Below are 12,201 nucleotides of genomic sequence, written 5' to 3'. Positions count from 1 at the left end.
ACTTCGATTTTATTACTACGATCGAAGATCTTTTTTTAACCGCAGCGATTTGCGCTCGTCGGGTTCCCCGACGGTTTAGCGGCGTTTTTATTCGGGGGTTCCCCCCGAATAAAAAAACGACAAGACAGCAAGACAAGACAGGGGTGCCGCAGGCGGGGTGGGTAGATCTCCGCCACAAATCCAACAATGCAGAAATTCGACTATACACTTGACTTTAAAACGATCGATTTCCGCCAACATCCCGAACTTTATCGCGTTGGTAAAGGCGAGCAAGGTGTCTTACTCGTCGAACCTTATAAAAGCGAAATCTTACCGTACTGGAGATTTAAAACACCAGAAATTGCCCGCCAATCTGCCGATAAAATTTACGATCTGTTCCTTGAATATAAGCAACAGAAAGATTTTGTCGGGATGGATATGGCGCGGAAGTTTCTCCAGATGGGTTACACTCGCGCTCGTCGTTATGCCAATCATAAATCAGGGCGCAAATATGCCAAGGATTCCAAAATTATCTTACCAAATCAGGAAGATCCAATTAAAGCCGAATCTGCTAGAATTTTTCATGAAGTGTGGCAATTAGCCAAGACAGATCCCGATTATTTGATGATGCTCGAACGACATCTACTTACCACATCTCCCCCAAATGAACGATCCCTACCTCTTTCGGATGATGGAATGCCAGCAAAAGCTTTGTAAGCTGAGTATTAATCATCGATCGAGGATCTACTATCATAGCTAGCCAACGACAAATTCAAGACAAGCAGCACTTCAAAGAATTCAGCGGTTAAAACTAGTGCTGCTACAAACAAAGTCGAGTCCAAGAAGTCGGGGATCTAAGTTAACACTCTTACCTTCATAACTCGATTTCAATGTTCGACAGCTTACCAGCTAAAAAGCGGTCATAACATGTAGTAGTTCTGCTGATAGATCTTGGGAGCCTCGACCTTGCTTTTCAAATAATACGCCAGCCAGTAGATAGACATTTGGCGAATAAAAAGCTTTGCGATCTCTTTTGAGCGCGCTAATCGTCTCTTTTACCTTTGATTCAGAACTATAATAGCCAAATTCCAACGGCGAGATTGTAAAATCAATTACTTGATACCCGCGATCGATCGCATACTCAATAGTTTCGACAGGATTTGAATAGGCAGAAATCATCGATAACACCCGATCGCAACCCACTGTAAATAGACGTTTGGTAATCGCCGCACCATCGGCTCCGCCATGCAAGGATGGCATATAAATATCATTGTCAGGTGCAGGCAAATAAGGCGGATTAGCAATCAGATAATTAGCTCCAGACTGTTGCCAACCTTCAAAAAAGCATTGATTGCGAACGACATATTTATCATTTAGTTGATAGCGATCGATTCGCGATTGCGCTAGTTTCGCCGAGGTAGAATTCAACTCATACCCGTGAATTTTGCCTTGAAAAGGAGTTTTGAGCAAGCTGTGAATCACAGGAGAGCCATCGCCAGAACCAAACTCAATTACTAGTTCCGAGCTGGTACAACGATTGAGCACCATTCGTTCTAAACATTGGGAATAAAATTGAGATTCTTCGGGACAGAAAAATACTTCATTGGGCGAATAAGATTGAACCGAGGTATTTTCTCGATTGGTTGGCGTTTGGAGCAAATTCATGTGTTTTAATTAAATGTTGAATTTTGAATGATTTTGACGATTGCATTGCCAGCCCGATCGCTCATATACTTGTCTTGGTCGTATCCGAGGACGAGTTCCCATGCCTGCTGGGGATACATATCGACTAGCGGTAATGAGACGTTGTGGAGCATCCATTGTCCGTGTCGTTCGTCTTCTTTGACATGCAATTCCCAATACCCCTTGGCAGCTTCGGACAGTCCCAAGCGATCGGTAGCAGCGATATAGTCTTGATAGACTGAAGGGCCAACAATTTCAAAGTAGGTAAAGCCACCGATGTATCGTAAGAAGTTGCGCTTACGCTGGGTGAGCAGGAAATTGTGATTGATTGAGGCTAAAACTTCCCACGGCACCAAATCCAGATAAGCTTCTGGAGTCGGATCGAGATCGAGTTCTACCATCATTTCTGCAAAGAAAGTAGAATGCTTGCGACTGAGGCGACCATTTCCATATTCTTCGAGCAAAACGCGGATCAGTGTCGCCTGGATTTCATTGCTAGCACCACCTAACAAATTGCACAGGCGACTGGACTCTACCAACCCATCCAAAGAAGCGATCGCAATTAGGTAACGATAGCTCTCTAGGGTCATTTCGTGCCGCAAATACCACTTATTTGCCGATATTGGCGGTGCTAAATCGACATCTCCTCGCGCAATTAATGCCGCTTTAATGTCATTTGTAGCTAAATCTTTGACATTGAGATCGAGCTGGGCTGACTCCCAAACTTGCCAAGGCTCCTCAATCCGATCGCGCACCCATTGCACGTACCGCGAACGTTCGTTAGTATACTCGTTTAAATCTTTGTACCAGATAAAATTAAGTCGGTTAATGCGGTAGAGAATCCGCTGTAAAAACCGATTTTCGATCTCTGGCGTTGCCCGATCTAGATAGCTAATTGCCAAAGCATTCTGCAAAGCGGTTTCAAACTCTTGAAATGCCAATTTGACCTCTTGCACACCCTGATTGGTAATTACCTGTCTATCGAGATTCTCTGTAGTTAAAAGCTGAACAAATAGCTGTTCTGCTCGATCGTAATCTGTCGTTGCCGGAGACGCAAAATTCTTTACTGGATCGATAAAAGGCACGGGAGGACAACTACCCCCAAATCTCGCCGAAAATAATTAACACCTTGGGTGATTTCGAGGAACGACCAGTAGAGGAGAGAACTAAAAGCTAATAAATCTAGTACAAGTTTAACTTGACCAGTTTGAAAGACCAGCTTGAGCAATGTAGCGGACACCCAGATTAAGATCGGTAAATTGGGTGGTTGCCAGATCACAATTTGACCAGCAGCGTCTCGAAATAATCGATCGAATAGAGTATTATTCATTGGTTTAAAGCGTGTATTTAATTAAATCTTTGCGCCGCCATTAGCACAGATTTCTTGACCTGAGATCCATCGCGCGTCTTCACTTACCAAAAATGCCACAATATCGGCAATATCTTGGGGTGTACCCACACGATTGAAGGGCGAACTGGCGGCAGCTTGCTGTTGATGTTCGGGCGATAAACGGCTAAACATACCAGGTACAGTTGGCCCAGGTGTAACGGTATTGACCGTGATATCTCGATCGCCGACTTCCTGTGCCATCACTTGGGTAAATAGCTTGACTGCCGCTTTGCTGGCTGCATAAACGGCCATTCTGCCACTAGGATGCAAGGTTGTTGTTGAAGAAATATTCACAATTCTGCCGCCATTGCCCATGTGTTTGGACGCTTCCTGCAATGAGAATAAAACGCCACGAACATTCAGGTTAAACACCTGTTCGTAGTCTTCTACTGTCGCCTTTTCGATCGAGTCAGTCGTCCCAGCAATCCCAGCATTATTGACCAAAATATCGAGTTTGGAGAATAACTGGGGTAGGCGTTAATTTGCCTAGAGTATCTTGTACGCCTTCAACAATATTGTGTAAATCAGCCATTACTGGGTTTCCTAAGTTTTGCACTGCTGTTCTAGCATCCCAACATCCACGAAACATAACCTCTGTCTAAAGGTATAACATTTATAGTTGTTTATTTTCAAAAGGCGGATTCCGACCACTTAATCAAGCATAATGGTAGTCGTTCATGGGGCTTGAAAAAGTGAGATGGCAAAACAAGTTGTCTCCGATCGGCTGATGAAATCCCGAAGTGGGAGATCCAGCACATCAATTTTTTTGACAGAGATAAACGGCTGAGGATGCCACCGAGCTTCAAGGAATCGATCTCATTTTCGAGCGAGTAAATTAGATCGAGCATTTACAGTCCTCCTGAACAATTAAATAGTGATTTAGTATGCAAAGATCGCACTCATTCACACGCACCAAAAGCTGGTTTGCAAGCATAGATCCTCTAGATCTACAAATAGCGAAGATTAGCAGTGGCGTGGTCATGCTGGCGGGAATTCTAGTCTTAATTGGCTGGTTCCTAGATCTAGCGGTACTCAAGAGCGTGATTCCTGGCTCCGCGACGATGAAAGCCAATACGGCACTGTGTTTCATCCTGGCGGGGATATCGCTAAATCTCCAAACTCGCCAGCAACGAATGCTAACGACCCGAATTGCGAAAGGATGCGCGATCGCAGTGAGTATGATCGGACTCACTACCCTCAGTCAGTATATCTTTGGCTGGAATCTCGGCATCGATGAAGTGCTAATTCGCGATCTGGTAGCACCGATCGCTTCAGACCCTGGTCGGATGGGCATCAATACGGCAATTAATTTTGGCTTGGTGGGGCTAGGACTGTGGCTGGCAAATCACCAGCATCTACAACCGCAGCGACAACGAAAATACCAAATATACCTCAGCAATCGAATCGCAATTGGTCAAACTCTGGCACTCGTGGCTGGTTTTATTGCACTCCAAGCTGCGATCGGCTACATCTATAACGTCCGAGTATTTTATCAATTCAGCATAAACACGACGGCAATGGCCTTTGAGACAGCCGTCGTGTTTATCGTCTTATGTGCAGGGATTTTGGCACTCAAGAGCGATCTTGGCTGGATGCGGGCGATCACTAGCGATTTAATCGGTGGTGATGTCGCCCGCCGATTTATACCGATCGCCATCCTGGTACCTGTGGTGCTCGGTTGGCTGATTTTGCGCGGTTATCAGGCCAATTTATACGATGCTAATTTTGCGTTTTCGCTGATGGCACTGTTGCTGGTAGCAACCTTATTCGGACTAATTGAACTAAATGCTGGTATTCTCAATCGAGTGGACTACGATCGAATCCGATCGTCCGATCGGATTCGATTGAGCGAGGAAAGGCTCCAGCTTGCGCTTGAGGGCGGGAACCAGGGCATTTGGTGCTTAGATATCCAGACGCAGCTTTTGACCTGGGACGCTCGCTGCCAAGCACTTTTCGGACTCTCACCCGATTTGCAATTGACCTATGCCGAGCGGTTAGAAATAATACATCCCGACGACCGCGATCGGGTATCTGAGACGATGAGCATTGCCATCCGTGAGTGTGGTGAATTTGTCAAGGAATACCGGACTATTCACCCAGATGACACGATCTGCTGGGTACTCTCGCAAGGACGCGGTTACTATAATGCCGCAGGGGAGCCGGATCGCCTGCTGGGAACGATGATGAATATCACCGAACGCAAACAAGCCGAAGCCGATCTCGAACAACGAAATCAAGATCTAGATGCTTTCGTCCATATTGTCGCACATGACCTCAAAGCCCCTCTGCGCGGAATTTCCAATCTATCCCAGTGGATCGAAGACGATCTCGAAGGAGTGCTGACCATCGATACCCGACCACAAATGGTACTATTGCGGAGCCGAGTCCGGCGGATGGAAGCGACGATCGACGGACTACTCAACTACGCCCGCATCGGTCATGTAGATACTCAGATCGAGCCTGTCTTTGTGACCGAATTACTAGCTGAGACGATCGATTCGATCGATCCACCGCCAACATTTTCGATCGTTATCGATCCAGATTTACCAGTCTTCCATACCAAGTGGCTATGCCTGTCCCAGGTATTTACCAATCTGATTAGTAATGGCATCAAACATCACCACAGGCTCGATGGTTCGATTTATATTTCAGCGACAAAGCGTGATGATTTCTATGAATTTATTGTCGCCGATGATGGCCCAGGGATTGACCCAGAGCAGCATGAGAAGATTTTTGAGATTTTCCAAGCGGTGAACCCTCAAAATCGATCTGATAGTACAGGGATTGGACTGGCAATTGTCAAGAAAATTATTGAAGCCGAAGGTGGCAAAATTTGGCTAAAATCTCAACTCGGAGAGGGGACAAAGTTTTATTTCACGTTGCCAATTTTGGTTAATAACTGAGAGGGTACTTGAAAATACCCAGATCTTGCAGCAGTATAAAAATATTAGTACTAAACGTAGATCTTCGGGTACCGACAAGGGGCACCCCTACAGGTAACTTGTAGGCAGGGTGGTTTCATACACCGGAAGAAAAATCGCTTAGTCCACTTCAGTGGACTTTCGCTCTTAGCCCCAAATTCATTTGTTCGCGTAGCGTCTGCCTTCGCAGAGGGCGTTTGAAGACTAAGAACTAGGGTTTTGACATTTTTCTTTTCTTGTATGAAACCACCCTGCTACAGGTAACTTGTAGGGGCGGTGCCTCGTGCCCGCCCTCTAGGGATTACGCTTCTCATTTAGGATTGCTAGAGTATCCGTTAAATCTGCATTTCGATAGATTGTTCATCAATCAAAAACATCTCGATCGAGAGATGCCAATTGCGCTAAATTAATCGACTATTAGACAGGATGCACTTAATCACAAGTGTCCGCGATATGCGATTTTTCAATGTCAAGGAGCGAAAATTTTGACCGTCAAGCATCTACCGATAGAGCCATTATGGATCGCCCATGAGTTAGCCGCTCGTCAAGTTGAACTCACCGATTTATTCGATCGAGTCACCCATGTCACCGATTTTTGTGCGGCGAATGCGGCGACAATCGATCGCAGTGGAGCCTTTCCCGTCCAGGAATTTGAGCTAATTGCCAAGGCAGGTTTATTGACGGTACCTTTAGCCCGTACCTGGGGTGGATTGGGATTGGGAATTGATGGTAGTTCGATCGGCAAATTGCTAACGCTGCTGACCTCGATCGGCAGAGCAAATCTAGTCGTGGGGCGGATCTATGAGGGACATGTCAACGCCTTGCAACTAATTCAGACTTTTGGCACTCCCGCCCAGATCGAAGCTTTTGCTAACGCTGCTCACCAAAATAAAATCTTTGGAGTCTGGAATGCCGAAGAAAATGATGGCGTGAAAATCATGCCGCTAGGGAATGGCAAGTATCGGCTAGCAGGTGCCAAAACATTCGCCACTGGTTGCGGATATGTCGATCGACCATTATTTATTGGTGGAGCATTGCCAGATGGGGCTTGGCAACTGTGTATTGTGTCGATGGATGAAGTCGCCACCGTCAGCGATCCGAGCTGGTGGCAACCTGCGGGGATGCGGGCAACTGCTAGCTGTAAGGTGGATTTTACAGGGGTAATCTTGGACGAGAGCGCGCTAATTGGGCAACCTGGGGACTACTACCGCCAGCCCTGGTTGACGGCTGGGGTGGTAAGATTTGCCGCCGTGCAGTTGGGTGGAGCCGCTGCGTTATTTGATGCTACCCGTCAATTTTTGCAGAGTATAGATCGCACCAAAGATCCCTCCCAAGAGGAGCGGCTGGGTAGAATGGCACTTGGGATCGAAAGTGGTCATCTGTGGCTCCAGGGTGCCGCTAGCCAGCTCGAACAGTACGATCCGATCTTTGCTGGAGATCCGGCGATCGTTCACCCCCAAGCAGCGGCTCTAGTTGCTTATACCAACATGGTTCGCACGGCGATCGAACAAATTGGGATGGAAGCGATCCAGCTCTGTTCCCGATCGGTTGGCACAAGGGGATTATTGCCGCCGCACTCGATCGAGCGGATCATTCGCGATCTGACTCTCTATCTGCGTCAACCTGCCTTTGATGCCTCGATCGCTTCAGTCGGACAGTACGTGCTCAAAACAGATATTACCGATACCCTGTGGACTCATGCAGAATCTACCTGAAGACTGGAAACGCGATCCAGTTACCTCCCGTGCTGTATTGCCGTTACGACGGAGATCGACTCCGACAAACTCTGGTATTTTATTAGCAGATCCCGCAGCTTTACCAATCCGCAATATCAACACCATCAATCGACAGCGAGTGCTGATCGTGGCACCCCATCCCGATGATGAAACTCTAGGTTGTGGGGGCGCGATCTCCTTGCTCTGTCGCCAAGGCTATGATGTCAGTGTGCTGATCGTCAGCGATGGTACAGGTTCCCATCCCAACTCTCAAACATATCCAGCTCCAAGGCTGCGGTGGATTCGATCGCAAGAAACCCTGACAGCACTGGAAATACTCGGCGTAAATCGGCGGGCAGTAACTTTTTTACACCTCAAAGATGGTGCTATCCCCACCATAACCGCGCCTAAGTTTCAGACCGCGAAAGTCCGCTGCCGCAAATATTTACAAGCAACCATGCCCGATACGATCTTTGTACCTTGGCGAAGAGATCCACATCCCGATCATCGAGCTACTTGGCAATTGATTGAAGCAGCAATTTTGAGCTTGGAAATCACACCGCAAGTGATTGAATATCCAATTTGGGACTGGGATATTTCCCAGCAAACAACAGCGGATTTGTGTCAAATTACTGGGTGGAGATTAGATATTCAGTCAGTATTAAAGCAAAAAAATCAAGCAATTAATTCCTACCGATCGCAATTGGGTCAACTAATTGATGACGATCCGCATGGCTTCTGTTTGAGTGCCGAAATGTTAGCTAATTTTACCCGTCCCTGGGAAGTTTATTTTGAAGAAAAAACATGAATTCATCGAATCCAAAATCCCTAACCACCGAATTTTTTGAGCAACTTTATCAAGAAAATTCCGATCCGTGGCAGTTTGCTACCAGCGAGTACGAAGCGAAAAAATATGCAGCGACGCTGAATGCCCTCCCAAGCAATCTCTATCAATCCGGATTTGAAATTGGCGGCTCGATCGGGATTTTGACTGAGAAACTGGCGCGGCGGTGTCAATCATTGCTATCTGTAGATGTCTCGCAGATCGCTCAATCGCAAGCAATCGATCGCTGTCAACAGCTAACTAATATTAAGTTTGAGCTGATGTCAGTGCCGGAATCATTTCCCACAGAGTCTTTCGATCTGATCGTCCTGTCAGAGGTCGGATACTACTGGTCTTGGGAGGATCTTCATAAAGCCCAAGGTCTGATTATCGAAGGGTTGCAAGCTCAAGGTCATTTATTATTGGTACATTGGACTGCCGATCGAGGTATATTGTCACTAACTGGTGACGAAGTGCATGATGACTTTTTAAAATTAGTGCCCGATAAACTCAAGCGGATTAAAAGTTTAACTGAGGACAAATATCGACTGGATCTATTTGAAAAGATTTAGGTAGATCTAGTTTTATATAGGAGAATGCTAAAATCTTGGTGCTTCGTTGCCAACCGCCCCACGACTAAAGTGCGGGGCGGTTGGCAAAAGTCCACTTAAGTGGACTTAATTAACGTCAGTTTCTCCTTACGGAGAGGCTACGCCAACGGGATAGGGATGTTTGCTATGTTCATCACCCACCCGCTCAAGTGCGGTGCTCACAGGTAAAGTCCACTAAAGTGGACTAAAGATTGGCCAGTCCACTTGAGTGGACTTGAGCTATTGGCCTGGGGATTGATCCCCAGGTGGTGTAGAGCGGAGCTTATCCCGAACTCACGTTAGGTAGACGGAATAGATCCCAATTTTTAAGAAGTCGGGGATCTAAAATCAACCAGGATGATGATTGAAAGTTACTAAATATTGGCGCAGCTCTTCAATCGCCACCTTAACGTCGATCGGTTGCCAACGGCTCAAATAATGGTGTTGCTGATGCTGGGAAACTCGACCGCCTTGGTGGCGCGCTACGCGATCGAATAGTTCACCAAACGTGTGATGTTGGAGCAACTCAGCGAATAACCAATTAGCACAGATCCCTAATTTGCCCGCTACTGACTCCACTTCATCCACAGAAATCTTCGAGCCAGATAATAATCGCTGCCACAGCGATCGCAGCTTGTGCCGCGATTGAAACCCAGCAATCATCGCAGCGACTGGTTCGACTTTAAGCATCGAACCCTCCGACAATTCCGCCCATTTACGAAGCTGGGCTGCTAGTCCTACTGGCGATCGCCCCGATACTCTTGCTGAGGTTGTCACCTGCACCAGGGGGCTATGGCGAAACCGCGCATCCACCCGTAGTAAGGCTTGATAAAAGGCTTCATCTTCCGGCGTTGACCGATATATGCAAGATCGGGCGGTAATGTCACCTCAGCAATATGTAAGACTAGCTCTGGATGCTGCTGGGCAAACTGACGCGCGATCGTCGCCGAATCATCGCTACAATTATTGGCTAAGATAATAATCTCATAGGTGAGCGGATTCAAAGGCTTTCCGCTCAGATGTGTCTGATTGGCAAGTGCGGTAAGAGTTGCAACCATCGTCTGTGCCTCATCCTTGGCAGGGATAATTACGCTGATTTAGTTGCAGTGAATACAGTCTTAACAGCTCGCTTGCGCCGACCATCTTTATGGTCAGAATCTCCTTCCAATCCGCCTTCATTAGCCGCTCGGAAAAAGAAGCGATCGGAATCAATTTTGAAGATGCCTGGGCCTTGCCACGGTGGACGTACCCGACTAAGAAAAGCTACGATCGGATTGCTATCTTTCCACAGATCTATTACTTCCAGTTGGAGGGCTTTTTCATCGGTGGGCATGATTTCTTCATGTAGCTCACTGGCAACTCGTTGGCGAAGCCTCTCCCTTAGGAGAATCGGCTGCTTCAGTTGTCATCAAGTCGCGCATAATCCGAAACACAACTTCCGTAAAATCTCTGGCATCATAAGGATCGGCAAAGCCACCTTCAACCATCACCTATTCCAAAAAAGACCGATCTTTATCAGCAAAGATCGCTCTGGGATCTTCGATTTCAGTCGGATCGACATCTGGTATATTTTTTCTCAATGTTCCATCAGGATTAAGTCCTGTTGGCTGGTCAGTATTCGGTGGATCTATTTGCATTTTATCTGCCATAACTTTTGACTATTATTTAAGTTTTGAATTTGCGGTTAATCGCTACTAACCAAGTTAGGAAAAATTCAGCGATTCATAATCTTTCAGAAGTTAGATCTGCGATCGGTCAAAAGGTAGAGATTTTAGAGGCTGTTTTGTTACCTGTGACAATAAAAAATCCTCCCTAACCCCCTTTGTAAAGGCGACGGTGTATACACAAGTTGGCTAGAGTTCGTTTTGATAATAATTTAGAGTTAATGCGGAGATCTACACCCCACCCAACCTCCCCTTGGAAAGGCTACCGTGTATACACAAGTCTATTAGAGTTGATGCGTAGATCTGTACCCCACCCAACCTCCCCTTGGAAAGGGGAGGAGCCGACTTATCGTCGAGTAAAATGCCTCTAGATCCTCTGCTTAACTAGGATTTGTCCCCTCCCCTGCTTGGTGCGCTTCACTGTCGGGGAACAAAGGACGGTGCGCGCATCCGGTGCTTGGTGCAACACATGCGGTGGGAACCTCCGCGTGGTTGCATCCGCTTTATAAGGGGAGGGCTAGGGTGGGGTAGAGATCTACGCATTATCTCCAACAGACTTGTGTTCTACGATTTGACTCGTTCTTTTTCCATCAACATTTTCGCGGCTGCTGCCTTCACAGATGCAGTACCAGGAATAGGGCGCGTCCAGAACCGATGCTCTTTAATTGCATCGATAAAAGCCTTCGTAAATGCCACCATGTCCGCAGGATCGCGGCTGGCAATTACACCCAACTGGTTGCTCATTTTGCCATTGACTTGGCTGGAGTCGATCCCTTTGAGGTCGGCTTGCATTAGTAGATCGACACCTTCACCAGTTGCCGCGATCGGTTTGAAGTGCTTGAAAGCTTCGTGAATGAAGCTCAAGGGGTCGCCGTGGGCGGTGAGAGCCTCGATACTGCGATCGCCACCAGGGACATAGATCGCGTCGTAGAGTACCGATGCAGTTGTCAAGAAGGTCTGATCGACCTCGATCTTGCCACCATCGCTGTTGACGATCGATCCGCCATAGAGAGAGACTAGCTCGGAGTTGATGTGCATTGCGCTCAGGGATTGCTTGAGCATGGCGATCTGAGCGGCATCGACACCATCTGCTGCTAGAATTGCCACTTTACGACCTTTGGCGGTCTTGGTGGTGTGTTCTTGGCTCAGTGCGAGGGACTTTTGACCGTGGTTGGGGGTGGCTGGTTCGGTCGGTGCTGGCATTCCTAGACCTTTAGCAACGCGCTTGGCGAGTTCGCCATCGACTTTGTTGAATCGATCGAGCATCCGTTGTTTGACTTCTTTTTGGGGCACTTTACCCAGTTCAAAGTGAGCGGCTTCGACGACGCGATCCTGTTCGCCAGTGGATAAGCTATTCCAAAATAGGGTTGCTTGACTGAAGTGGTCGGCAAAACTGGGGCTACGTTCGCGCACTTTGTGCCCTTCTACCCGCTCTG

General features: G+C 47.2%; 14 protein-coding genes and 1 pseudogene. 6 read left to right on the top strand and 9 right to left on the bottom strand.

Annotation, left to right across the window (positions count from 1 at the left end; genetic code table 11):
- Both RMO55_RS18645 and RMO55_RS18640 read left to right on the top strand, forming a co-directional pair.
- Window positions 1-212 (top strand): hypothetical protein (locus RMO55_RS18645; protein WP_310429075.1); only part of this gene is annotated, 212 nt, incomplete at its 5' end.
- A complete protein-coding gene (locus RMO55_RS18640; RefSeq protein WP_310429074.1) occupies window positions 187-696 on the top strand; it encodes a DUF4385 domain-containing protein in 510 nt (169 codons plus the stop codon). The genes RMO55_RS18645 and RMO55_RS18640, both read left to right, overlap by 26 nt.
- A 192-nt stretch (window positions 697-888) precedes the next feature.
- On the opposite strand, the gene RMO55_RS18635 is transcribed toward RMO55_RS18640, so the two are convergent.
- From RMO55_RS18635 to RMO55_RS18615, 5 genes are all read right to left on the bottom strand, one after another.
- Entirely contained in the window at window positions 889-1,644 is a 756-nt protein-coding gene (locus RMO55_RS18635; protein ID WP_310429072.1) for an SAM-dependent methyltransferase, read from the bottom strand.
- Window positions 1,645-1,649: 5 nt separating this feature from the next.
- On the bottom strand, window positions 1,650-2,747 hold the full coding sequence (locus RMO55_RS18630; protein ID WP_310429070.1) for an iron-containing redox enzyme family protein: 1,098 nt from the start codon (window positions 2,745-2,747) through the stop codon (window positions 1,650-1,652).
- The gene (locus RMO55_RS18625) at window positions 2,726-2,992 is read right to left on the bottom strand and encodes a hypothetical protein (RefSeq protein ID WP_310429068.1); all 267 of its coding nucleotides are present in this window, start codon (window positions 2,990-2,992) and stop codon (window positions 2,726-2,728) included. The genes RMO55_RS18630 and RMO55_RS18625 overlap by 22 nt, the downstream gene beginning before the upstream one ends.
- 21 nt (window positions 2,993-3,013) lie before the next feature.
- On the bottom strand, window positions 3,014-3,496 hold the full coding sequence (locus RMO55_RS18620; protein ID WP_310429066.1) for an SDR family oxidoreductase: 483 nt from the start codon (window positions 3,494-3,496) through the stop codon (window positions 3,014-3,016).
- 185 nt (window positions 3,497-3,681) lie between these two features.
- Complete coding sequence (locus tag RMO55_RS18615) at window positions 3,682-3,900, bottom strand: hypothetical protein (RefSeq protein WP_310429064.1); 219 nt, start codon at window positions 3,898-3,900, stop codon at window positions 3,682-3,684.
- 36 nt (window positions 3,901-3,936) lie between these two features.
- Here RMO55_RS18615 and RMO55_RS18610 point away from each other — a divergent pair, with 36 nt between their 5' ends.
- From RMO55_RS18610 to RMO55_RS18595, 4 genes are all read left to right on the top strand, one after another.
- Entirely contained in the window at window positions 3,937-5,955 is a 2,019-nt protein-coding gene (locus tag RMO55_RS18610; protein ID WP_310429062.1) for an ATP-binding protein, read from the top strand.
- 503 nt (window positions 5,956-6,458) lie between these two features.
- On the top strand, window positions 6,459-7,688 hold the full coding sequence (locus RMO55_RS18605; protein ID WP_310429060.1) for an acyl-CoA dehydrogenase family protein: 1,230 nt from the start codon (window positions 6,459-6,461) through the stop codon (window positions 7,686-7,688).
- Window positions 7,672-8,496 carry a PIG-L family deacetylase gene (locus RMO55_RS18600; protein WP_310429058.1) on the top strand — a complete coding sequence of 275 codons (825 nt, stop codon included), beginning with the start codon at window positions 7,672-7,674 and terminating at the stop codon, window positions 8,494-8,496. The genes RMO55_RS18605 and RMO55_RS18600 overlap by 17 nt, the downstream gene beginning before the upstream one ends.
- Window positions 8,493-9,083 (top strand): SAM-dependent methyltransferase, encoded by a 591-nt coding sequence (locus tag RMO55_RS18595; protein ID WP_310429056.1) that lies wholly within the window; start codon window positions 8,493-8,495, stop codon window positions 9,081-9,083. The genes RMO55_RS18600 and RMO55_RS18595 overlap by 4 nt, the downstream gene beginning before the upstream one ends.
- 366 nt (window positions 9,084-9,449) lie before the next feature.
- On the opposite strand, the gene RMO55_RS18590 is transcribed toward RMO55_RS18595, so the two are convergent.
- From RMO55_RS18590 to RMO55_RS18565, 4 genes and pseudogenes are all read right to left on the bottom strand, one after another.
- The gene (locus RMO55_RS18590; RefSeq protein ID WP_310429054.1) at window positions 9,450-9,878 is read right to left on the bottom strand and encodes a hypothetical protein; all 429 of its coding nucleotides are present in this window, start codon (window positions 9,876-9,878) and stop codon (window positions 9,450-9,452) included.
- Window positions 9,875-10,159, bottom strand: coding sequence for a hypothetical protein (locus RMO55_RS18585; protein WP_310429052.1), 285 nt, complete (start codon window positions 10,157-10,159; stop codon window positions 9,875-9,877). The genes RMO55_RS18590 and RMO55_RS18585 overlap by 4 nt, the downstream gene beginning before the upstream one ends.
- 38 nt (window positions 10,160-10,197) lie before the next feature.
- Window positions 10,198-10,738: pseudogene (locus RMO55_RS22355) on the bottom strand (DUF2267 domain-containing protein); the annotation flags it as partial.
- 591 nt (window positions 10,739-11,329) lie between these two features.
- Window positions 11,330-12,201: catalase-related domain-containing protein (locus RMO55_RS18565; protein ID WP_310429044.1), on the bottom strand; the 872-nt coding region annotated here is incomplete at its 5' end.

Origin of the sequence: Chamaesiphon sp. VAR_48_metabat_135_sub, assembly GCF_031418915.1 — a bacterium.
GTDB lineage: Bacteria > Cyanobacteriota > Cyanobacteriia > Cyanobacteriales > Chamaesiphonaceae > Chamaesiphon.
Note: the sequence above shows the minus strand (reverse complement) of the source record. Positions and strands in the feature narration are given on the sequence as shown.

Coding starts and splice junctions, on each gene's coding strand:
- RMO55_RS18640 (WP_310429074.1), top strand. CDS start 187: ATGCAGAAATTCGACTATACACTTGACTTTAAAACGATCGATTTCCGC.
- RMO55_RS18635 (WP_310429072.1), bottom strand. CDS start 1,644: ATGAATTTGCTCCAAACGCCAACCAATCGAGAAAATACCTCGGTTCAA.
- RMO55_RS18625 (WP_310429068.1), bottom strand. CDS start 2,992: ATGAATAATACTCTATTCGATCGATTATTTCGAGACGCTGCTGGTCAA.
- RMO55_RS18615 (WP_310429064.1), bottom strand. CDS start 3,900: ATGCTCGATCTAATTTACTCGCTCGAAAATGAGATCGATTCCTTGAAG.
- RMO55_RS18610 (WP_310429062.1), top strand. CDS start 3,937: ATGCAAAGATCGCACTCATTCACACGCACCAAAAGCTGGTTTGCAAGC.
- RMO55_RS18600 (WP_310429058.1), top strand. CDS start 7,672: ATGCAGAATCTACCTGAAGACTGGAAACGCGATCCAGTTACCTCCCGT.
- RMO55_RS18595 (WP_310429056.1), top strand. CDS start 8,493: ATGAATTCATCGAATCCAAAATCCCTAACCACCGAATTTTTTGAGCAA.
- RMO55_RS18585 (WP_310429052.1), bottom strand. CDS start 10,159: ATGGTTGCAACTCTTACCGCACTTGCCAATCAGACACATCTGAGCGGA.